This is a genomic window from Grimontia kaedaensis, assembly GCF_023746615.1.
Taxonomy (GTDB): domain Bacteria; phylum Pseudomonadota; class Gammaproteobacteria; order Enterobacterales; family Vibrionaceae; genus Enterovibrio; species Enterovibrio kaedaensis.
The window spans coordinates 1,691,960-1,714,781 of record NZ_CP082275.1; the positions used below are offsets into that span (position 1 = coordinate 1,691,960).

Below are 22,822 nucleotides of genomic sequence, written 5' to 3' on the forward strand. Positions count from 1 at the left end.
AAATACACCTCAACAAAGCAAAAAACGCTTAGAGTACGGGACGCGCAGTCGAACCCTTCGGGCAGCGTTTGTGGGAAATTCCTGCTGCGTTATCAGCTTCTCATGTAGGCTAGCTAAACATCGAAGCCTCTGCCTTTCATAAAATCCCCACAAACTGCTGCAAAAATTATCACCAAGGGTCGACAGCCCCTTGTTATTCTGCTGCACGCTTCCAAAGCATATGACAGAATTTTTGTTCTGGGTCACGGCTGATCAGCATACGAACCAACACATCGTCCAGCGTATCGCCGGAAGCCAAGCCAATGCGGATTTCAACAAACACCTTGCGGTCTACCTCAAACGCCACGTGGCCTTCCCAATCGCTTTCTGCTTCTACGGCAACACCAGCGCCTTCTTCATCGAAGCGTTCTTGATAAGCCAGCATGTCATCGTATTCGAGATTGTCCTCTGCCATTTCGTAGAAGATTTCAAAGGCAGTGTCGAGTGTTTCGTCAATTGACAGTAAAGGCGTTTCCATGGAGGTCTCTCAGGATTTCTGAATTTGTGTCATTACACCACGGTGTCGAAGATTTCCCAATCACCACAAACACCAGTTGGCGATAAAGGCAGCGATAAGTCACTCGATTTCATATTGATACCAGCATCTTGGGTTTCTTTAGGTATATACCCAAACAACCTGAATATGCATGATTCAGCGAGTTTGACTGGCGTTGTGATCGCGGCGTTCCTTTGTAGGTGTAGTCATCTCCATCAAAAAGGAACAACAAAGAGCACGGCGTCAGTCAAATCGCCCAAAGGGAGGGCCTCAATGCGCCCACTTCTTCGTTAAATTCCACGGCAATAGAACCACCATTCCTCGTAAAATTTGCCTCGAATTGAACGCATTGATGACCTCTGAATGCGAGCATCTTCAGGTCGTTTGGGTATAGAATATAGAAAACTAAAGCTGCCTGAACGAGGACATGCCTTTGTACAAGAACAAGCCGCGTGGTGGCCTGTTACCAGAGTTAGATAATGAAAGACCGTTTCAAACTGATTATGTTGAACCGATAGCGGCTTCTGTCCGCCAGATTCAGTCAGCGATGGGTGACGAACTTTTTCACAGCCTTTATCTTTCTGGCGATGTTGCAAGGAGAGAGGCGGGAGAGACCGCTGATCTCTCATTACTGTTTGTCTGCAAACGCACTTTAAATGTTCAGGAGCATACGGCGTTAAACACCGTTCGCTGGCGCATTGAACAATCCAGCGATGCCATAAAACGTGTGCTTATTGATGCAGTACCACTGAAAGAAGTGACCAATTTAGCGAATATTTTCCGTTGGGGCTTTTTTCTTAAGCACTGCGCTGTTTGCCTTTCCGGAGATAACCTTAGCAAGAGCTTCGGACACTTTGAAGTAAGCTGGGAAGTGTCTAAGGCCATGAATGATGATTTAGCAGTCAGACTGAAGGACTTGCGCCATAAGATAGCTATTGCAACCAAATGGGGACCGCAACTGGATGCGGCACAGGAAGCTGCAGAGCGACTTATCAGGGCAAGCTTTGGGCTGGTGGCACATAAAGAGCGGAAATGGGAATTTGACTTGAAACCCGCATCAGAGGCGTTTCTTAGTCATTACCCCGATAAGCTATTGGAAATAGAACGCCTTTTCTATTTGATTGAGCGTAAACCTGTGAAGAAACGTGCCGTTGTTGCTTTGATGGATGATTTTAGTGCATGGGTGGAATCGGAATATGCAAAGATTGACCGCAAGATTGGGTAAGTATTCATTTATTTGAATGCTCTAAATGGTAATAAAACCGACCTGAAAAGGTCGGTTTTTTACTATTAAGCTTAGTGTTTTTTACAGGCTATTAACAATTAATGCGTTAAATATATACAATAAGAGACTCTATAATGGTCAATCAGACCTTTTTAATTAAATTATTCAATATAAATGACTATTTATTGTTTACATGCAAAACAGGTTGCATTAATCTTGCGCTCAATTAGTCACTTTTAGTGAATATCTATTTCGATCAACGCATTGCTCAGGAAGTTTCGCCATGCAAAAAACAGAAGAACTACAAACGTCGTCTTCATCAACACGGAATCTGTTAATGTTCCTGATCCCATCTCTACTGGGCGTCTTGCTGTTTATGACACCTATAATGATTGATGGCGGTTTCACTATTCCAATCGCTGTTTTGGCCAAATCGTTCCTTAGTTTACTAGGCCAAAGTGCCACTATCGTTGTCACCAGCATTATTTTGGTCAGTGCCATTGGCTCGGTTCTGGCGCTTGCAACAAAGCCTCGTTTTATTACTGAATCAAAATTTCTGTCAGGCCTCTTTTTAGTGACTCCAGTTTGGTTGACAGTGCGTTTGTTGGGGACGGCGTTTGTGCTGATGGCCTTTTTCGGCTTCGGTCCAGAGCATGTAATTGGCGGTGCAACTGGCGGCTTTGTGCTGGCAGATCTTCTGCCGACACTACTTTCGGTGTTTGTTTTCGCGGGCCTTTTCCTGCCGTTGCTGACGAATTTTGGTCTGTTGGAGTTGATTGGTACCTTCATGACTAAAATCATGCGTCCTTTGTTCGGACTACCAGGTCGTTCCGCCGTTGACTGTGCAAGCTCATGGTTAGGCGACGGCAGCGTAGCTATCCTGATGTCGAGCAAGCAATACGAGCAGGGCTACTATACCGAGCGTGAAGCGGCAATTGTTGGTACGACGTTCTCAGTTGTTTCTATCAGCTTCAGCTTGGTAGTCATTGCTCAGGTTGGTCTTGAGCATATGTTTGTACCTTTCTACCTCACAGTGTGTCTGGCGGGTTTTGTAGCAGCCATTGTTGTGCCTCGTCTTCCTCCTCTTTGCTGGAAAAAGAACACCCTGGTCAACGGCGAAGAGAAAACGTTCGAGCATGAGACTCTGCCAGAAGGTGAAAACCTGTTCTCCTTCGGCGTGAAAAGTGCAGTGAACCGCGCTTCTCACATCCGCTCTTTGGGTAATGTTTTGAAAGAAGGCTTCCAAAACGCTGCAGACATGGTATTCGGCGTACTGCCAGTGGTAATGGCAATTGGTACGTCTGCGCTGATCATCGCAGAATACACACCAGTATTTACGATTCTGGGTATGCCTTTTGTTCCTCTGCTGGAAATGCTGCAGATCCCTGAAGCTGTTGCAGCGTCAGAAACCATGCTGATTGGTATTGCGGATATGTTCATTCCGGCTGTTCTTGCCGCGAATATTGATAACGAAATGACACGTTTCGTTGTGGCAACGCTGTCAGTTACCCAGTTGATTTACATGTCTGAAGTGGGAGCATTGCTGCTGGGCAGCAAGATCCCTGTGAAAGTTTGGGAACTTGTGATGATTTTCATTCTTCGTACCCTAGTGACTCTACCAGTGATCGCGGGTATTGCCCACATCATCTTCTAAGTGAAATTACGAAAAAGGTGGTTCAAGTGGCCGCCTTTTTTTTTTGATGGATTCTATTTTCTGTTTGTTAACGGTTTCTGCCGTCTCTTGCTTCATATTATCGGATGGTGTCTTATTTTTCCCCGGCGCTCAACAATGGCTTAAAAGCAAAAAAGCGACCACAGACTGGGTCGCTTACCATGAAACACTCAGGGGATTTAGCTAGTACCTTCGAAGGTTTTGTCTTTACCCAAGCAGGCTGCTTTCTTCTTCATCTGCTGACGTTCCATTTCAGCCGCCTCTTTGGCAGCTTCGTGTTCCATTTTGTCCATGTCACGTTTTGCTTCTTGTTCTAGTTTTTTCAGTTCGCGTACACGTTCCTTCTCAACTTTCTCTGCTTGTGTCACTGGGGCATTTGCATTGACCGAATATGGGAAGACAACGAGAAGTGATGATATAAGGACAAGATTTCGTAAGTTCATCATATTTTTCCTAAATATTTTAAGCCCGGACAGCTAAACATTGCCTGGGAACATCTTGTGGCTTTCTGTTGACGAATTGAGTACAAGGTTTATTAGCCACACATAAAATACCTATTCGAAGAGTGTACGCTGCGTCTCAATTTTAATATTAAATTTAAGGTTGTTCTGATTCGCAACTGCTTCATGGTTCAGGCAAAGACAAGCGCGAGGGCTCAAACACATTGAATCCAGCACTTTCAGTTTGTTTGGGCAATCGAGGTATCGTTCAGGAGAATGGAAAAAATAATGAAAATCATTCTATTACATGGATTGTATATGCATGGTATAGCGATGATCCCTCTGGAAAAGCGCTTAACAGATGGGGGCCACACCGTGCTGAATATCTCTTACAATACGGTGATGCCAAACCTCAATGCTTTGTTTGGTGAGATTGATACTTTCATAGATGGTGTGGAGACAGCCATTGTGGGGCACTCGATGGGAGGCGTAATCACCCGCGCTTATCTGGAGAATGAGAGCGAGATGTCCAAGTACGTGAAAACCGTGATTACACTGGGCACGCCTCACAAGGGCTCTAAAGTTGCAGCATTTTTTAAGGAAATTGGTATTAGCGATTTTATGTTTCAGGAATCCAGTCGATTCTTGCTGCCTGATCATGAACCTACATGGCCTGAAGGTTCGACCTTATACAGCATTGCAGGTGATATGCGTATTGGTCCGGCTACAGTGCTGGTGAGAAGTGAGGAATCGGACGGTACCGTGCTCGTCGATGAGACCAAGATTGACGGCATGGCTAGCCACGAAGTTTTTCCGTTAACGCACACTGCGTTAATTCTTGCGAAAAGAGTGGCTGATAGAATCATTGAAATCTTGGCGTAGAGCACTTTTTGTCAGAGCTAAAAGGTAAATTCAATAAGGGAACGGTTTCTCAATTTCTGCGCTGCTATCGTGTCATTGTAATCAAGGGAATGGCAAAAGGATTCTGCTTGCAGTTGGCAAAGAAAAAGGCGACATCAGGTCGCCTTGTTAGGTCGTATAAGAATTTAGTATTTCAGCAAGCTTTCTGAAGACTTAGCGTTTGCCCATTTATCAACGAACTCGCCATCTGGATCGTAGACTTCGGTTTGCTTTTCAAGATTGAATCGACGTTGACCGCGAGGGTCTGCGCCGACACCCGCCAGATACTGCCAATTACCATAGTTGGTGGCGACATCAAAATCGATGAGTTGTTGTTCGAAGTAAGCAGCACCAAAACGCCAATCTACCCCCAGTTCATTAACCAGACAAGAAGCGACAATCTGACGACCGCGGTTGGACATGTAGCCGGTTTGATTGAGTTGGCGCATGCAGGCATTCACGATTGGGTACTCGGTGGTACCTTGTTCCCACGCTTTGTAGTTTTGGCAGTAGTAAGTGGTGAGCGGGCGTTTGTTCTTAATTCCTTCAAACGCAAACATGCTGGCTCCGTGGTAATGCATCATCCACTGGAAGTATTCACGCCATAGTAGCTCAGCATACATCGACTGCGTCGAATCAGAGCGTCCATGTCGATATTCGTAGTTATCTAATTCTGCCGCGACGATGCGGGGGGAAATGGAACCGTTTGCCAGCCAAGCGGATAACCGGGAGGAAAATTGCCATCCATCCAGACCATTACGGGTTTCTTTGTAATTCTTCAGACCTTGGGTTTTCCAGAAAAACTGATTGAGTTGTACCATGCCTGCATCTTCACCGCCCTGATAAGGCGTTAAGTCGTACACAAACTCTTGGCCACCCCAGATATCGCGTCTTTCGTCAATATGCTTGGGCAGTGAGTCCGGTGCGCTGATAGGAATACAGGGTAGGATGTTTTGCTTTTCTACATGTTTCCTAAATTGGCTGAATGTTTGTGGGTAAGAGGTTTTGTCAAAGATGAATTGGCTGCGGAGGAAGAGTGAGAAGCTTTCACTGACGCTAACTTCGCAACTTAGCGTGCGAGATAGGTAAGCGACCTGTTGGCGTTCATAAACTCCGGGATGATCAGTGACAGCCACTAAATCGATTCTGTGTTTCTTGCAAAGCTCGGGGATGACTTGAAGAGGATTCCCGACTTTCACCACCAGCCGTTGTTTGCGCTTTTTCAGTTCGCGCTCAAGTGCGCGCAGAGATTGGTAAAGGAACTCTTCCCTAAATCTCCCAAGGTGGCGCGACTGATAATGTGCGGGTCTAAACCATTCCGGGTCAATCACGTAAACCATCAGGGCTTCGCTGCAGCGGCGGGAGAGGGCGACGAGTGCGGGATTGTCTGCCAATCGTAAGTCGTGTCTAAACCAAATAAGCCCTTTCATACCGTCTCTCCTTAATTATTGAACATTGCGAATAGAAGGGTGGTTGTCTTGTTAGCGGTTTCACCTCCTCACTATGTAGTACGCAATAAAACGTCAACGGAGTGCAGACGATTATACGGATGAGATGCATGTCTCACTGTTAAAGCTTAGCGCAGCATGAGTAAAGTCGAGAAGTGGCGGGAATGAAATGTGTGCGAGATCAACTTGATGCAAAACGGCTGTTTTTTCCCCGCTGGACAAGTGACAGCAATTTTTACGGTTTAGCTGAGTTTAGTACCCTAAATTGATACTTTTTCCCGAAACACTTAAGAATAATGAGTTGAGTTTTACGAAAGTGATTATAAGTCTGTCAGACTTTTTGACGGTTTTCGTCCGAATGTGGTCATGCCGGGATTAACAGACCGGTTGATATCACTATATTTGGAATGATTATCGTTGAAGTTAATACGGATAAGAACAATGAGTGTGATTGGGCTAGAACTATCAGGTTTTGTTCGCCAAGCGCTGCTAGGCGTATCAGGGATTAGTGAAGAGATCGACAACGAGCGTGTTTATTTCTATCAGCACGGACGTTTGTTCAGCATTGTTGATGACGAAGGTTTGCAATTCGTTGTCGGCGACGAATGTATGAAAGAAGCATTGCGACGCCCTGGAGCATTTCTGGAGCAGCCAAGTGGTAAGCGTTGTAAAGGTGTCATTCGTGTAACGCCAGACAAATGCACAGAAACCGATTTGGATTTCTGGCTGTTATTAGCTTTGCCAACCAATCAGGGAACGGTTGACCCTATTATACTCCATTGAGATTTTGCTCCTTAAAATGAAAAGCAACGATAAAACAAAAGGGCCTCATATGGCCCTTTTTGTGTTTCTGGATTTTTGTTTTCTTCTAACGACTACTTGTCTTCAGGAGAGGTAGTGTAGATAGTCCATTTCTCAACTACCTCGGTTTCAGATACTTTCACGCTTGCCGTTACACGGCGACTGAGGATATCTGATTGCTCCTTTGATTGTGCTTCAACCGGTTCAGATTCACCGTAACCAATAATACGGACGCGATCTGGTGTGATTCCTTGTCGAATTAGCGCACTTTTCACCGCTTTGGCTCGACGCTCTGATAAGGCTAGGTTGTAATTCTGGTCGCCCACAATGCTCGCATAACCATTCAGCTCTACAACGATGTAAGAGAAAGCTTTCATAAAGCGGGCGAGGTCTTTCACTTCACCAACAAAGCTTGCCGGGATCTCTGAAGAATCGTTGGAAAACAGAATATGCAGGTCATCACGGGCGCTGATTTCCAATTGCTCTGAGCAGCCATCATTATTAATAACAGCGCCTAGCGGCGTGCCTTCACAGGCATCCCTGGCATTGATGACTCCATCGCTGTCATCATCCCGTAAATCAGCTTGTTGGTTAGCAACAGGGGCTTGAGGTGCGCTGATAGAGCATCCTGCCAGCACGAGAGCCGCGATGATCAGAAATACACTGCTGAGAGCTTGCCGAAACAGGCCAGCGTATCGCTGAAAAGCGTTCATCATTCGGAATCTCCTTGTTTATTTTCGTTGTTCCTGCCATAGACCGAGGTTTGCCACTCTTCAGGCGTATCGACACGCAGTTCATCAAGTAACAGGCCAGTGGCGTTTAACACGCGGTATTTTGAGTAAATACCCGTGTAGTGAGAGTCAATGTAAGAGCGGCGCGCGTCGAATAACTCGTTCTCTGTATTGAGAAGATCGAGAAGGGTACGACGGCCGATCAAGTATTGTTTCTCGTATGCTTCAAGTGTCTTTGAGGCAGAGTCAACGTGTTGTTGCAGGAACTGGGTTTGTTTCTCTGCCAACTCTTTCGCTGTCCACGCCAGACGCGTACTTTCATCCAACAGACGATGTGCGTTGTGGCGAATGTTCTTCGCTTTATTAACCTGATATGCGGCACTGCGCGCCTCAGCACTGTCTATGCCGCCGTTATACAGGTTGTAGCGCATGCGCAGCATAGCCTGGAACTCATCGGTATCACCCGGCTGGCCGTCCAGTTCTTCACCCCATTCCTGTGATGCTTCAATACTAAAGGTTGGCAAGAAGCCGCCTTTCGCTTGCTTATATTGACGATGAGCGGCTTCCACATCGTTGGTTGCCACTTTGATCACTGGGTTGTTTTCTTTTGCAGTGCTAAGGGCTTCAACAAGTGTTGGCGGCACGAACAAAGCATCGACTTCCGGCATCACCAAATCGAGCGGAGAAGCGCCAACAATCCGCTCGAACTCGATGACAGCATCATCGACATTACTCATCGCAGAAAGGAGGTTAGTTTGCGCCTGAGCCAGACGGCCTTCGGCCTGAGATAAATCAGCTGTTGAGCTGATTCCCGAATCAGCACGTCGCTGGATGTCTCCAACAATGCGTTCGTGGGTTTCGAGGTTCTTCTGAGAAAGATCTTGGATAGCCTGAGTACGAAGAACCTCTATATAGGCTTCAGTGACGCTAAGCGCTTTATCCTGTGCATCGGCCAGTAACTGAAAGCGTTGCGCTTCGGCTTCAGCTTTAGTGCGTTTGATATCGTTGTAGGTGATTGAGCCATCCCAGATTAACTGGCGAAGACTGATCCTTACATCTTTAGGGTGGTAAGTGCCATCGTTGTTGTCACTGTCATATTCGGAATAACCTACACCTGCATCAAGGTCTACAGAAGGCAAGTAGCCACCCTGAGACGCATCAATATCCGCTTCACGACTTTTGAACTCGTTATAGGCTTCTCTGATTGTCGGGTTTTGTGAAAGTGTCGTTGCTACAGCTTGTTCTAATGACTGCGCCTGAGCAACAGATGCAATGCCAGCTGAAGCGAATGCAAACGCGATGACACTTAACGCAGGTTTCCAAGCCTCAGGAACCTCCGGTGTCTTTACCAAAAACCGCCGTCTAGAGTGGGTGTTACGTTGCTTCATGAATGCTCCCTCAAAGCGAAATTAGACCGTGCGTAAAAAATAAAAAGTCAAAGCGTCAAAATGCAGTGATTAACTCTGGAAGACACCCTCTGATTTACCTGTTTTTATTTTCCTAAAACTGCTTGGATGCGCAGATAAATAGACAGTTGTGTCACTGGAAATTGCGTTAAATCACATATTTGACGTATCAACGTAAAAAATAGGGCATGTTTAAAAAGATTTGACCCCCCAAATAAGGGTTTATCGCTTTTCTATCGGAAATGAGACAGGTCAATACAAAGTCCTAAGAGCCAAACTGTCTGAGAGGCATTAATTTTTTACCAAATTGATTGCTTAATACTTTCAAACGCTCCAAAGAGCGGTTTCAATTCGAAAACTCGTCTCACTGCAATTTTGTTAGTAAAACTGGACAGTTTGCGTCAGCTGAGTGGTTCGTATAGGCAATAGGTAACGCGATGAAGGCAGCAGGAACCGACACGCTGGCGTCGGTGAATACGGAAAACGTGTCAGCTTCAATTACGGTGGAAGAGGGATTGGTATATCTCGTTCAAAATCACACGGCTAATCCAATCACCGATAGTTCAGAAGTAAAAATAGACGATATTGTCGTTGCATCCCCAAACGCCCGATATGTAGTTATAAAAGATGGTGTGCCGGTGCTGGTCTCGGAGCCTTGCGCCACATGTATCCAAATCAATGATGAGGATATCGAAATCATCGGCCTTGGCGAAGACGTCACACTTGCTGAGAGTGAAGAGGCGATCGCTTTGCTGGATGGCGACATCGCGGCATTACAAGAAGCGATTCTCGCGGGTGTGGACCCGACGCTGGATTTTGAAGCACCTGCAGCGGGGGCTGGAGGTGGCGCAACCAGCTCCTCCATCGGTGATTTTGCGGTTATCCAATATAACAATTTGAGTGTTTTAGCTCAGGCAGGTTTTGATACTGTTTTCTCTCCGAATTCAGTAGCACCTGCAGACGACGATGACCTACCGATTTTACCGCCATTGGGCGGCGAGTCTCTGGCAATCCTGATCACCGAAACTGATTTGCAGCCAGACGAATACCCGGTTTCAACCAGCTCTACTGTATTGGTCGCTTCCAGCTCTTTACCGTTGGATGCAGACAGTTTTGCGATTGAGCCCACCGTAGCCGTTGCTTTAATAGCTGAGCTCACGGCTGATACCCAAAGTGGTGGTGAGTCACTGACCTATATATTGTCAGCCGACGGCAAAACCATTACCGGTAGCCTGAACGGTGAAACCATTGTCACCATTTCTGTTGCAGGTTCACAGCTTGGCCTGGACGTCGAAGTGACGGTTTCTATTACTCTGAATGCGCCTTTAGATCACAACGCAGATGGTGACGGCGCAGGATTGGTATCTGTCGCTGGTGATGCCATCAATATAGATATGAATATCCAAGGCCAGGATATCGCCGGAAACGATCTGGATACGCCTATCACAGCAAATGTATCTGTATTAGATGGCGCCGATCCGACACTCAGCCCTGATAGCCTGACGGTCAATGAAAACAATGTCGAGTATGTTTCTGAGCCGATCCCTATCAATCTTGATGTAAACAGTGATGCGCTGGAAAGCATCGGATTCATCTCAACCACTGCCCTGACTGATGTGCTCAGTGCCATTACCAGTAATGGGCAATCAACGACATTTGTTGTTGAGGACAGTGAAATCCGCCTCAGTCTGGAGAGTGACCCTTCGGTCGTGGTAATGAGTATTGCGCTCTTGCCTGTTTCTGACGCAGCAAATGAATACGCTTATGTTGTCACTCAAAATGCGAGTATTGATGAACAAGGCGACAGCAACAATGTTGTTATCCCGGTAACGGTTCAAGCGCAGGATGACGACGGCGATGTCGGTTCTGGAACTTTTAGTGTCACCTTTGAAGATGGTGACAATGCCTCTGGCGCGAATGCCACCATTGAAGGTCAATACGATCTAACAGAGGACCAACTCGAAGAGCCTGCCTTGGTAGCAAATGGCACCATTACTCTGGATGCTGCGGCGGACAGATTAGTCCCGGATACCATTGAGGTATCAAACTTGGCAGGTCTTCAATCTGAACTGAATGAACTAACTTCTGGCGGTGATGCACTCACTTTTACCTTCAGCAAAACAGGCAATGTTGTTGAAATAACGGGAACAAAGCCCGACGGTGCCGACATCGTCAATATCACTTTAACGGCAAGCCAAAACTCTGGCACTGGTGCTCAAGGCATTTCTATAGCTTCTGCATTTACTTTGGATGGGCCGCTTGATCATTTAGACCCGGGACAGTTTGCTGACAACCAGTGGGTGACCATCTCCTCTGCCTCTGGTTCCGATGAAGAAATCTTCGATATAAACGTTGAGCTTCAGGTTCAAGATACCGACGGAGACCCACTCGATGCGCCTATCAGCGTAAAATATCAGGTAGAAGATGGGATTAAGCCGCTTATTGATGCAACGGATTCAACTCTCACAGATCCAATGGTTGGTGCGTCAGCTTCCACTACATCTGAATCGCTGGGTTTGGAAGTAGGCAGTGATGACATCGCTTCACTTACATGGGATCTCGATAGCTTTTTCGAGACCTTCATTGAAAGTCTAACCAGTAACGGCAACGCATTATCACTACTCACTCCATTGAGTAAACTAAATGTTGATGGCGTACCAATTCAGATCGGGTATACCGAGTCTGGCACTGCGATTAGCGTGCTGACAATCGAACTCGATCAAGCCAGCAATGAATATAAGGTCACATTGGCGCAACCAATTGATGAACCAACTGATGATAAGGTTGAATTCCCATTAACGGTAAAAGTGACAGACGATGATGGGGACAGCACAACCTCTGAGTTCACTCTCACGATTAACGATGCTGGCAATGCATCTGGCGAGTCCGCGACGGAGAGTGGTGGCTTTGAAATCACAGAAGATCGGTTGAATGAACCGGCTCAAACCGTCAACGGCACGATTACGCTGGATGCGAAAACTGACCGTCTTCAACCCGATTCCGTCTCTATTGCCAATCTGTCGGAATTACGTGCCGAGCTCAATGAACTGACGTCTGGTGGCGATGCGCTGACTTTCTCGATAGAGCCAGGCACTGCCGCGAATGTTATCGAATTAGTGGGTAAAAAAGCCGATGGCACGGAAGTGTTCAGTCTGACGTTGACCACGACCCAACAGCCGGGTTCCGGCGCACAGGGGATCTCGATTGCCTCTGCTTTTACACTCAACGAACCGCTAGACCACATTGAAGACAGCAAATTTGCCGACAACCAATGGGTCATAATCAATCCTGCATCCGGTAGCAGCGAAGAAATCTTCGACATCAAGCTGCAGCTTCAGGTACTTGATACAGATAATGATGCGTTAGATGCGCCCATTGAAGTGACGTATTCGATTGAGGATGGCATTCATCCGGCGATTAATGCCGCTGACGTTGAGCTCGTCGACCCGCTAAAAGGGGGGAGCGCATCGACGGTGTCGGGTTCGCTTGGCCTTAACATTGGCAGTGATGATATTGAATCGCTGGTTTGGCAGCTGGATAGCACATTCGAGACAACTATTGAAGGATTCACCAGTAACGGAAACGCGCTTTCATTGTTAACGCCGCTCAGTGATCTCAATGATTCCGACAACCCAATCAACATTGGTTATGTCGACGGAACAGGTGCGACCATCACGGTTATGACGGTGACGCTCGATCAGGCAAACAACGATTACGACGTGGCATTGCTGCAGCCTTTAGATCAAACCACTGCTAACGACAAAATCGAGATTCCACTTTCCGTCAAAGTCACAGATAAGGATGGGGACACGGCCGACACTGACTTCACTATCACCATTGGAGACAATGACAACGCCAATGGCGTCAATGTCAGTGTCTCCGGTAATTACGACTTAACTGAAGACCAGCTCAATGAACCTGCTCAAACCGCCAATGGCACCATTACATTAGATGCAACAACCGATAGATTGCAGCCGGATTCCGTCAACATCGCCAATCTTGCCGCGCTCCAAACTGAACTTAACGAACTGACTTCCGGCGGTGATGCGCTGACTTTCACCATTCAACCAGGTACGGCTGATAACGTCATTGAACTCGTCGGTAAAAAAGCAGATGGCACCGAGGTGGTTAGCCTCACACTGACTACCACACAAATCTCGGGCAGCGGTGCGCAAGGCATCACGATTGATTCAGTCTTCACGCTCAACCTCCCGCTCGACCATGCTGACCCAGACAAGTTTGCTGACAATCAATGGGTCACCATCAAATCTGCATCAGGCAGCAGTGAAGAGATTTTTGATATCAAGCTTCAACTGCAAGCAAAAGATACAGATGATGATTTGCTGGATGCGCCGATAGAAGTGACGTATTCGGTTGAAGATGGAATCCATCCAGAAATTGCTGTCCAGGATGCCAGTGTGACGGACCCAAATTCAGGTTCAACGGCAACAGAAACTCGCTCGCTGGGATTGGATATCGGGAGTGATGATATTGAATCACTGGTTTGGCAGCTTGATAACGCATTCCAAACCACAGTTGAAGGGCTAACCAGCAATGGCAATACCTTGTCATTGCTAAGTCCAATCAACGATTTAAATGATTCTGATAATCCGATAGAGATTGGCTATACCGATGGTTCCGGTGCAACAGTGACCGTGATGACGATTGCGCTGGATGCAGATAGTAATCAATACACAGTGACACTGTCACAATCTATCGACCAGCCATCAGATGAAAAGGTTGAGCTGCCACTTTCTGTGAAAGTCACGGATCACGATGGTGACAGTGATTCCTCTGACTTTACCGTCACTGTCAATGATGGCAGTAACGCGTCGGGTGAATCGGCGACAGTGAGTGGTGAGTATGAAATCACCGAAGACAGGCTCAATGAGCCAGCTCAAACCGTCAACGGCACGATCACATTAGATGCGGCTGCGGATAGGCTGTTGCCCAATTCTATCTCTATCGCCAATCTGACCCCGCTGATCGGCGAGTTGAATGAACTAACCTCTGGTGGAGATGCGCTGACATTCCGAATTGAGGCGGGCACCGCAGATAACGTCATCACGCTGATGGGTGAAAAGGGCGATGGTACCGAAGTGATCAGCTTAACGTTGACCACGACACAATCGGCGGGTACGGGGGCGCAAGGTCTTTCCATCGCATCAGTCTTTACACTTAGCGAACCACTTGATCACGTCGAAGAAAGCAGGTTTGCTGACAATCAATGGGTGACGGTTAAACCGGCTTCTGGTAGCGATGACGAAATCTTCGATATAAAGGTTCAATTTCAGGCACGCGATACGGATAACGACCTGCTTGATACACCTATAGAAGTCACTTACTCAGTGGAAGATGGCATTAACGCGATTATGGAAGTCGTGAATGCGGAACTCACTGAACCTGCCAATGGCGACACCCCAGTTTCGACAACAGAATCTCTGGGTCTGGAGGTAGGAAGTGATGACATCACCTCGCTGGTCTGGGATTTAGAGGCTTCTTTGGCTACCCAAATAGAAGGGCTAACCAGCGAAGGTAATGCGCTGACTTTGCTAAAACCATTGAACGAACTCAATGGCTCAAATAAAACCATCGAAGTGGGGTATATCGACGGGTCTGGCGCCACTATAACTGTGCTGACGGTAGCTATCGATCAAGCGAACAACCAATACACCGCAACCGTGAACCGTCCGATTGAACAGCCTGACAGTGAGTCGGTAGAGTTGCCGCTCTCACTTAAAGTCACAGATGATGACGGTGACACAACGACATCTGATTTCACGCTCACCATAAAGGATGGTGCGCCGCCGAGTGTCGATCCTGTCGATTCAACACTCATTGACCCCATTATTGGCAGCACGCGCTCGCAACAGAATATCAGCCTTGGCATTACCCAAGGCACAGATGCCATCCAGTCCATCGAGTTCTATGCACCATCAGGATTGGAAGCAGCACTTAATGCCATTACCAGCAGTGGTTACCAAACCAGTGTTCAACCACAGCCATTTTCTTCGCTGACTAACGAAATCATCGTCGTTATTGATGATCCAAGCTTGTCCGCGTCTTCTTCACCAGCGAATGGTGACACGGTGCTGACCATTAAGCTTGATACTGACGCTTCGGGTAAGCCAACAGGTGAATACTCGGTTGTTTTGGACTTGGCTGTTGATCAAGCTGGTAGTGATCTTGAACTGCCGATTGGCGTAAAAGTGACGGATATTGATGGCGATGAAGTGACAGGCGAGTTTACCGTCACCATTGAGGATGATGACTCGGCGATCATTCCTTCAACAGACAAAACCTTGCCGATCACTGAGCCAGATTTAACCCCTGATGGCGCTCAAGTTGGCTATCCCGACACCTCAACCGTGAGTTTGACGGTCAATGCGAGAACTGACCGATTGATTCCGGACGATGTGAGAATCAGTAGCACTCAGTTGGATGATCTGATTAAAGACATGGAGGAGGTACTCACCAGTAACGGTGAGTCCATCAACTTCGAATATGACCAGACAACGGGTGTCCTGTCTGGGCGGGTTGATGGTGAGTTGGTCATAACGCTGAGCTTTGCTGCAACCCAAAGCAGTGATGGGTATGGCTTGGTGATAGAGCCCTCTATCACTCTCTACAAGCCTATCGACCATAACGCAGACGCGATATCAAACACAAAGGTAACGATTGACGGTGATAAGATAATCATTGCTATTTCATTGGATACCAAAGACTCAGATGGTGATGTGATCAGTGGTATCGCAGCGATAAACGTCAATATTCAGGATGGCGAAGCGCCAGCAATTACCAACGCGCCTTCGTTGAATGTCGAAGAAAGCGATATAAACGCCAATGGCTCAAGCCCCAATCAAAACCGTCCTGGTACTACTCCCGGCGGCGTGGGCACCGATCAAGATACCGCGACCGGGCAACTGGAAATCAACAGTGGCAGTGATGAAATCGCTGATGTAGCGATAAACGTTAGCGGCTTTGCCTCGGTAAACAGCGACAATAGTGAAGATGCGGCTGGTACTGCCATTCCGCTGAGTTCAAAAGGCACCGCCGTCACGCTGGAGCTCTCCAGTGATACGTCTGCCAATAAGGTTTACACCGGTATGGCAGGTACAAGAGAAGTCTTTACGCTAACCGTATTCCCGAATGGCACTTATACCTTTGCACTGCTTGGTGCACTGGACCATCCAAGAGGTGAAGAGAAAAACTCTCTCGCGATTAACTTCCCTGTCGAAGTGACAGATGCTGATGGCGACAAAGCGACAGCCAATATCGTCGTGAATGTCCTTGATGATGTGCCTTTTTCGTTGGAGACCGACGGCGTCGGAACTGGCGGTGGCAGTTTGGTGACGGAAGAAGGGGATTCATCTTCACGCATTACCATTTTGCCTGCGCGCAATCGTGGCGCGGACGATGCAACCATCAAATCAGTCACCATCAATGGCGAACAGCATGAACTGACACCGGGCATTAATAACCGCTTCACAGTCACTGAGGGGAGTGGCGGGCAAGAACTCGGCACCTTGGTGATTCATAGCCGAGGTACGGTGGAATTCATTGCTAACGATGACATTACACACACGGGCTCAACCAGCAACCGCATCACAGAATCTTTTAGCTATGAAATTCTCGACGGCGATGGAGACATCGTTGTCGGCACCACGGAAATTGTGGTTGTCGATGACCAGCCACAACTTGTCGTCCAAAACGCATCTGGCGTGGAAGATCAGGGCAGGGAGCCAGATCCTAACGATGATTTGGTTGCGAATCCAGCTGATGGTATCGCCATCAACATGACTGTCGATGTTGGAGACAATGACCAAGGTGAAACGGTTGACCGCGTTCTGATTACGTTGCCATCTAACGCTCACGGAACGTTTTACGCAAACGGCACCGAGCTGGCGATCAGTGGCAATCAAATTGAGTTACCTGGCAATTTGTTTACGCCCGATTCTGCGAACGAACTTTGGACGTTGCAGGGTGTGACCTTTGTTCCGGATCAGGATTATTCGGCGGCAAATGGAGTGCCGACCTTTACTGTAACTGGCTTTGTTAAGAATTCAGATGGTTCCGAGCGTCAGTTAGAAAATCAAACCTTCACGATTACTGTCGAAGGCATAGCCGATGTCCCTATCTGGGATGAAGCTTTAACGGATCTGCATTATCGCATTGATGAAGACAGTGAAGGCGCAACGCTTAATTTGAACGCGGAGCTTGAAGACAGGGATGATTCGGAAGAGTTGAACTACATCCTTACGCTCGACAGCGGCAGCGCAACCTTGTTGCTCAATGGTACGGAGCTGACGCCAACCGATGGCAAATACACTGTCGCCGCAGCGGACATTAACAATGTAGTGGTAAAACCCGACGAAAACTTTTCCGGTGACATTACTCTGACTGCCATCGCGCAGAGTAAGGAGAAATCCAATTTTGCCTCAGGTCAGCAGACTGCTGACTCGGAAGCACAAACCATTACTATCGCAGTCGATCCAATTGCAGACACCACCACGCTGAAAGTGACTCGTGTCAGTGGTTTGGAAGATGAGCTTATCGACTTAGCGCCACACATCTCACTGACTGACTCAGCTGATACAGACGGCTCAGAGGCGCTTTATGTCTGGATTACAGGCATGCCAACGGGAGCAAAGCTTCTGCTGGGTGATGGCACGGAAGTACCTGAGAACGGCGGCGTCTATGAAATTGCCTACACAGATATTGGTGGTTTGAAACTTCAGCCACCGCCGGAGAGCAATGTCGATTTCGCGCTCAATGTGCGCGGTGTGGTGAAAGATACCGTTAACGTCACCAACGCCAGCGGGGTGGCCGAAACCGTCACTGATATCTACGAGACCGGAGCGAAAACCCTTAATGTTGCTTTGAAAGGTGTGGCTGATGTGCCAGATATTGAAGCAGATTTGGGCAATGTTTGGCAGCCAGTTATCGAAGATGGCGTAGAAACCGGTATTGAAACCACCATTCCGGAAAATGGGGAAGTTTCACTCTCATTTACTATCAAATCTGGTGAGAAAGGGACTTCTCTGCCTGGCGATGACTCTGAAACACTGTCTACGCTGGTCACCAATATTCCCAAAGGCGTGACCTTATTAGATACCGACGATGACGAAATCAACCTAGTTTATGCTGGCCTGGGTGCTAATGGTGAACCCCAATATCAGGCCAAGGTAGATGGGCTTTCAGACGTTAAACTGGTTCCTCCCCCCGGTAGCACAGATGATATTACCCTGACTGTCACCATTATCGTCACTGAAGATGATGGCGATTCTTTGACCGTCGACAAAGATGTTATTGTCCATATTGAACCGGAAATTGATGCGCAAGATTACACGCTCAACAGCCGTGGATTTGAAGACCAGAATGTGGTCGTTAATTGGCGTCCAAACACGGATGAAGGATTTACTGATAACAACGAATCTATTACGGCCATTACCTTTTCGATGGCTCAGGCAGCGATCGACGATGGGTATACGCTGACGATTGCAGGCGAATCAACCCCTATTACCTTCTCCGGAGGAGAAGCGGTACTCACTGCTGATCAAGTGAGCAAGCTCTTATCGGGCAGTAATCTATTACTTAGAGCCCCAGTAAACTCTGACCTCGACCGGGATCTTGATCTAAGCGTGAAGCTAACTGTTGAACAGAAAGACACCGACTCTTCGGCTATTGATACCAAAGAGATCACTGGTGATCTGAATGTCCTTATCATCGCGACCGTAGAGAATACTGGAGACATCGAGCTAATTGATGCTTCCGATAATATTCTTTCGACGACCATTGTCGGCGAGGGTACTGGCTCAATATCACTTTCCAGTCCTGATAGACGTTTGGCATATATAACACCTGAAGGCGTAAACACCGACGGAAGCAGCGAGGAAATTATTACCCAGGTCGTGGTCACTTTTGTCGCTGATGCCAGTGGAACACCACTGACAGAAGAACAGCTTGAACTCTATGACCAGTTCTACGTGACAGGTGGGATCAATAATGGTGACGGCAGTTGGACTGTTCCTGCGAATGCATTAGATACATTGGCCATTACGACGTCTGCTAAAACAACAGCGCCTGTATATGTGCAAATCACTGCGCAGGTTCAGGATCAGGGGGATGGTACTGAAGGAGACATAAGTACTCCCGTAGAACAGAAGCCTATTGTGCTGACACTGGACTTTCAGGGTGAGACAGGTCAGACCGAGTTGGCAGGTGATATATCGGTCAACTTGCAGAATGTGACTGGCATAGAAGATAAAGCAATCGATCTTGGCGAGCAGCTAGATGGATATATCCAGATTAATGCTACTGATGCACCAAATGATGAGCTCACATTAGTTATTGATGCTCCGGCGTTGTCATCGATTGGTGCTTCGGTTTCAGGGATGGAATTCAATTTTGAAACCAGCGAATACGTTGCCAAAGTACCGGTGGGAGCAGATGGCGCGGTCAACCTTTCAGGTATATTCTTGTCGCTTCCTAAACATTTTGCTGGTGATGCGGTCCTTCCAATAAAACTGGTTAATACAGATCAACTCAGCGGCAACATCAAAGAACTTGATACCTCAATTGCTCTCGTGGTGACTCCCGTTGTAGATGGCATTGCGACCGAAGTGAAAGTCATTCAAACCGACGGACTGAACAGCGAAGAACAGCCAGTCGATGACGAGTCGGAATGGGTGCCAGTGGCCAATAAGGCCTTGGAAGATGGCATTATTGAGCTGGATTTTACATCCGAGCTGGTAGACCCGGATAAGTCAACCACATCTGGTGTAGAAACGATCACTCAGGCGGTATTGAGCGTCGACAGCTCCGTAGGCTTTTTTGTCGATGAAAAGGGAGAGAATCCGCAAAGTTCAATCACAGTCTCCAGTGCAGATCTCTCGAAGATTTACTTTAAGCCAGTAGAGAACTTCAGTGGTGATGTCAGCATCAAAGTCGATACGACAATTGAAGATCGTGCGGTGAATGACCAGACAGGTTTGCCTGACTCAGTCACTGTAAAAACTATCTCAACCAATGTTTCCTTCGAAGTGTTACCGGTGAATGACCCTGTTATTTTCAGTGGTAACACTTCACCTGTTACGGGCAACGAAGACGAGCAAATCCCACTAACAGGGGTAACGGCTGCGCTGCAGGACACCGATGGATCTGAGAAAATTGTCTCGGTCAAACTATCAGGCGTTCCCGATGATTTCCAATTGGTTTCTAACGGTAGCCAGTTGGTGCAGAACAGTGGTGGTGGTAACTGGACGATCAGTGTTCCTGCGAATAGCCAAAGTTTCACGCTTGATGATATCGCCTTTGTTCCGCCTCAGAACTTCAGCGGTTCGATGACGGTAGAGATGGTGGTTTATGCCAAAGAAAATCTCCTGAGTACACCCAAGGAATACAGCACGACGATCGATGTGGTGGTGAACCCGATAGGTGATGGTGTTGATACTGAAATTACGACGTCGGTATCCGGCACAGAAGATGAAAACATAGAGTTGCCACTCGATGTCACCGTGTTAGATAACAAATCTTCTTATGACGGTACAGGCTTGTCGGTAACAGAAAATGGCCCAGAAGTGGTTAAAGTTGTTTTGACCAATGTGCCTGATAGCTCCACCATCAGTTTACCGCCTGGTGTCGCGAGTGGCAGCAGTGCTGAAAAACAACCTGACGGCAGTTGGATTGTGATCGCAAACCAGACCACTCTGTCTTCGTTGATATTCACGCCGGGTGATGCCAATGAAAATAACTGGAATGGTCAGCTCGAAGTCTCGATTCGTGCCATCGACAATGGCGTAGAAGCAGAGAGCTCGCTCTGGGTGAATCAGGTTATTGACGTTACCGTCACGCCCGTGAACGATGAACCAGAGCTCACATTACCGACTTCTCTTGAAGCCGAAGAAGAGACCACGCTGCTCATCGAATCTATCCAAGTGAAAGATGTCGATGCCAATGAAACAGCGGGTGGAAATATATCGATTCGTTTGAGTGTTATTGATGGAGTCATTGGCTTACCTGACTCACCACCATTGCCTTCGGGTGTGACTGTGAGTGGTCAGGGTACCAATAACATGACACTTGAGGGGCCACTGGATGCTATCAATGAGGCGCTCTCCAACGGTGTGACTTACCTGGGAGATACTAACTTCAGTGGTGAAGATACTCTGACTGTGACGGTGAATGACAATGGAAATACTGGTGATGGAGGAGCGAAAACTGATGTTGAGTCAGTGAATATCAATGTGCTGCCCAAACCGGATATTCCGACCTTAACCTTGAACACGCCTCAAACTGCGGCGGTTGCAGGTAGTGTGTCATCCGTGATTCCTTTGCTTGGATTGGCAGCCACACTTACTGATCCTTCAGAAACGCTTTCCATTGAAATCCGAGATGTACCTGCAGGACTCACGTTTGTAGATTCAGACGGCGTGGCGATGGGCACAGGGCCTAGTGGCGGCGTGTTAACCCTGACGCCAGCTGAGCTGGGCCAGCTCTATGTCACTGGCTCATCAGTGTTGTCGAGCACCGTTGAAGTGGTCGCGATTTCAACAACCTCTGCCGGTGATTCTGCAGAGTCAGACTCCATCGAGCTATCTATCAATGTCTCTAACGCGGGCGCCGGTGTGATTACTGCCGTCGATCCATCAGTCGATAATCTAGTGGTATCGGGCACAGAAGATGCAACTCTCGAAGGTGGTGCTGGTGAAGACACCCTTATAGGCGGGCTAGGCGCGGATATTCTTAGCGGTGGTGCTGGCGATGACAGCCTCTGGGGAGGTAAAGAAGGGGAAGCGGACAGCAGTGTAGACAGGTTTGTCTGGGAGGCATCTGATTTGGGTTCATCGGAAAGTCCTGCTGCGGATACCATCGAAGACTTCGATACCGCGACAGATGTGGTGGACTTAAGTAGCGCATTAGCTCTCAAGAACCTTACGAGCTTCGCTGCCTTGACGGATATTCTCGAGTTTACGGAGAGTAGCGGTAGCACAACGCTGAGTATTTCTGTGGGTGGAAACAAGGTTCAGGAGATTGCTTACAATGGCGTTAGTCTTGATGAAATGGTCAATGGTACGGCGTCAGGAATGACTCAAGAAGAAATTCTCACATCCGTCATCGACAGTGGTCAGCTCTATCTCGGTACCAATTTCGGCAATGAATCTGCCAATACGCTGGTGGCTGATGATGTAGGAGAAAGCTTATTTGGTATGAATGGCAACGACACGCTTCAAGCGGGCAAAGGCGATGACATTCTCACGGGCGGCGAAGGGGACGATCTCTTTGTATGGCTGGAGTCTTCGCTTAGCACTCCAGCAAACACAGACAGAGTAACGGATCTTACACTGGGCCAGGACAAGCTCGATATTTCCGATTTGCTGACGGGTATTGGCACAAACCCAGAAGCGTCAGACCTGTTGCCGTTTTTTGATGACGCGTCTGTGACAAGTGATGGCACTATTTCATTAACGTTGTCATCCAATGGTCAAACTCAAAACATTGTGTTGGAGAGCATGGATATATCCAGTTCAGGGCTTGATTTGGCGGCGGGGTCCAGTACTTCTGCCATTATTACTGCGCTCTATGAGCAACAAGCGATTAAGGTGGACTGAACGTTGAGCAGTGCCAAACAAACGTGGTGTTCTGACCCAAGGTGTTGAATTGGA

Annotated in this window: 10 protein-coding genes; 5 read left to right on the forward strand and 5 right to left on the reverse strand. The window is 47.7% G+C overall.

Annotation, left to right across the window (positions count from 1 at the left end; translation table 11 throughout):
• Positions 1 to 193: 193 nt before the first annotated feature.
• Positions 194 to 517 carry a DUF440 family protein gene (locus tag K6Q96_RS07855; protein WP_251879285.1) on the reverse strand — a complete coding sequence of 108 codons (324 nt, stop codon included), beginning with the start codon at positions 515 to 517 and terminating at the stop codon, positions 194 to 196.
• Positions 518 to 962: 445 nt separating this feature from the next.
• Here K6Q96_RS07855 and K6Q96_RS07860 point away from each other — a divergent pair, with 445 nt between their 5' ends.
• A complete protein-coding gene (locus K6Q96_RS07860) occupies positions 963 to 1,760 on the forward strand; it encodes a hypothetical protein (protein WP_251879287.1) in 798 nt (265 codons plus the stop codon).
• Positions 1,761 to 2,097: 337 nt separating this feature from the next.
• A complete protein-coding gene (locus tag K6Q96_RS07865) occupies positions 2,098 to 3,414 on the forward strand; it encodes a YjiH family protein (protein ID WP_251879617.1) in 1,317 nt (438 codons plus the stop codon).
• A 197-nt stretch (positions 3,415 to 3,611) separates the two neighbouring features.
• Here the strand turns inward: K6Q96_RS07865 and K6Q96_RS07870 are convergent, their stop codons facing one another.
• Positions 3,612 to 3,878, reverse strand: a complete 267-nt coding sequence (locus K6Q96_RS07870) for a hypothetical protein (RefSeq protein ID WP_251879289.1) — start codon at positions 3,876 to 3,878, stop codon at positions 3,612 to 3,614.
• A 282-nt stretch (positions 3,879 to 4,160) separates the two neighbouring features.
• On the opposite strand from K6Q96_RS07870, the gene K6Q96_RS07875 reads away from it, so the two are divergent.
• Complete coding sequence (locus K6Q96_RS07875) at positions 4,161 to 4,754, forward strand: PGAP1-like alpha/beta domain-containing protein (RefSeq protein WP_251879291.1); 594 nt, start codon at positions 4,161 to 4,163, stop codon at positions 4,752 to 4,754.
• A 164-nt stretch (positions 4,755 to 4,918) separates the two neighbouring features.
• Here the strand turns inward: K6Q96_RS07875 and K6Q96_RS07880 are convergent, their stop codons facing one another.
• Entirely contained in the window at positions 4,919 to 6,202 is a 1,284-nt protein-coding gene (locus tag K6Q96_RS07880; RefSeq protein ID WP_251879293.1) for a DASH family cryptochrome, read from the reverse strand.
• A gap of 459 nt (positions 6,203 to 6,661) precedes the next feature.
• On the opposite strand from K6Q96_RS07880, the gene K6Q96_RS07885 reads away from it, so the two are divergent.
• Complete coding sequence (locus K6Q96_RS07885; protein WP_251879295.1) at positions 6,662 to 7,003, forward strand: hypothetical protein; 342 nt, start codon at positions 6,662 to 6,664, stop codon at positions 7,001 to 7,003.
• Positions 7,004 to 7,095: 92 nt separating this feature from the next.
• On the opposite strand, the gene K6Q96_RS07890 is transcribed toward K6Q96_RS07885, so the two are convergent.
• Positions 7,096 to 7,737, reverse strand: coding sequence for an OmpA family protein (locus K6Q96_RS07890; protein WP_251879297.1), 642 nt, complete (start codon positions 7,735 to 7,737; stop codon positions 7,096 to 7,098).
• Entirely contained in the window at positions 7,734 to 9,140 is a 1,407-nt protein-coding gene (locus tag K6Q96_RS07895) for a TolC family outer membrane protein (protein ID WP_251879299.1), read from the reverse strand. The genes K6Q96_RS07890 and K6Q96_RS07895 overlap by 4 nt, the downstream gene beginning before the upstream one ends.
• 455 nt (positions 9,141 to 9,595) lie before the next feature.
• Between K6Q96_RS07895 and K6Q96_RS07900 the strand changes: the two genes are divergently transcribed.
• Entirely contained in the window at positions 9,596 to 22,768 is a 13,173-nt protein-coding gene (locus K6Q96_RS07900) for a retention module-containing protein (RefSeq protein ID WP_251879301.1), read from the forward strand.
• Positions 22,769 to 22,822 lie beyond the last annotated feature (54 nt).

What these genes read in the sequence shown, in the direction of transcription:
- K6Q96_RS07875 (WP_251879291.1), top strand. Translation starts at nt 4,161, where the DNA reads ATGAAAATCATTCTATTACATGGATTGTATATGCATGGTATAGCGATG.
- K6Q96_RS07895 (WP_251879299.1), bottom strand. Translation starts at nt 9,140, where the DNA reads ATGAAGCAACGTAACACCCACTCTAGACGGCGGTTTTTGGTAAAGACA.
- K6Q96_RS07855 (WP_251879285.1), bottom strand. Translation starts at nt 517, where the DNA reads ATGGAAACGCCTTTACTGTCAATTGACGAAACACTCGACACTGCCTTT.
- K6Q96_RS07890 (WP_251879297.1), bottom strand. Translation starts at nt 7,737, where the DNA reads ATGATGAACGCTTTTCAGCGATACGCTGGCCTGTTTCGGCAAGCTCTC.
- K6Q96_RS07865 (WP_251879617.1), top strand. Translation starts at nt 2,098, where the DNA reads ATGTTCCTGATCCCATCTCTACTGGGCGTCTTGCTGTTTATGACACCT.
- K6Q96_RS07870 (WP_251879289.1), bottom strand. Translation starts at nt 3,878, where the DNA reads ATGATGAACTTACGAAATCTTGTCCTTATATCATCACTTCTCGTTGTC.
- K6Q96_RS07885 (WP_251879295.1), top strand. Translation starts at nt 6,662, where the DNA reads ATGAGTGTGATTGGGCTAGAACTATCAGGTTTTGTTCGCCAAGCGCTG.
- K6Q96_RS07880 (WP_251879293.1), bottom strand. Translation starts at nt 6,202, where the DNA reads ATGAAAGGGCTTATTTGGTTTAGACACGACTTACGATTGGCAGACAAT.
- K6Q96_RS07900 (WP_251879301.1), top strand. Translation starts at nt 9,596, where the DNA reads ATGAAGGCAGCAGGAACCGACACGCTGGCGTCGGTGAATACGGAAAAC.
- K6Q96_RS07860 (WP_251879287.1), top strand. Translation starts at nt 963, where the DNA reads ATGCCTTTGTACAAGAACAAGCCGCGTGGTGGCCTGTTACCAGAGTTA.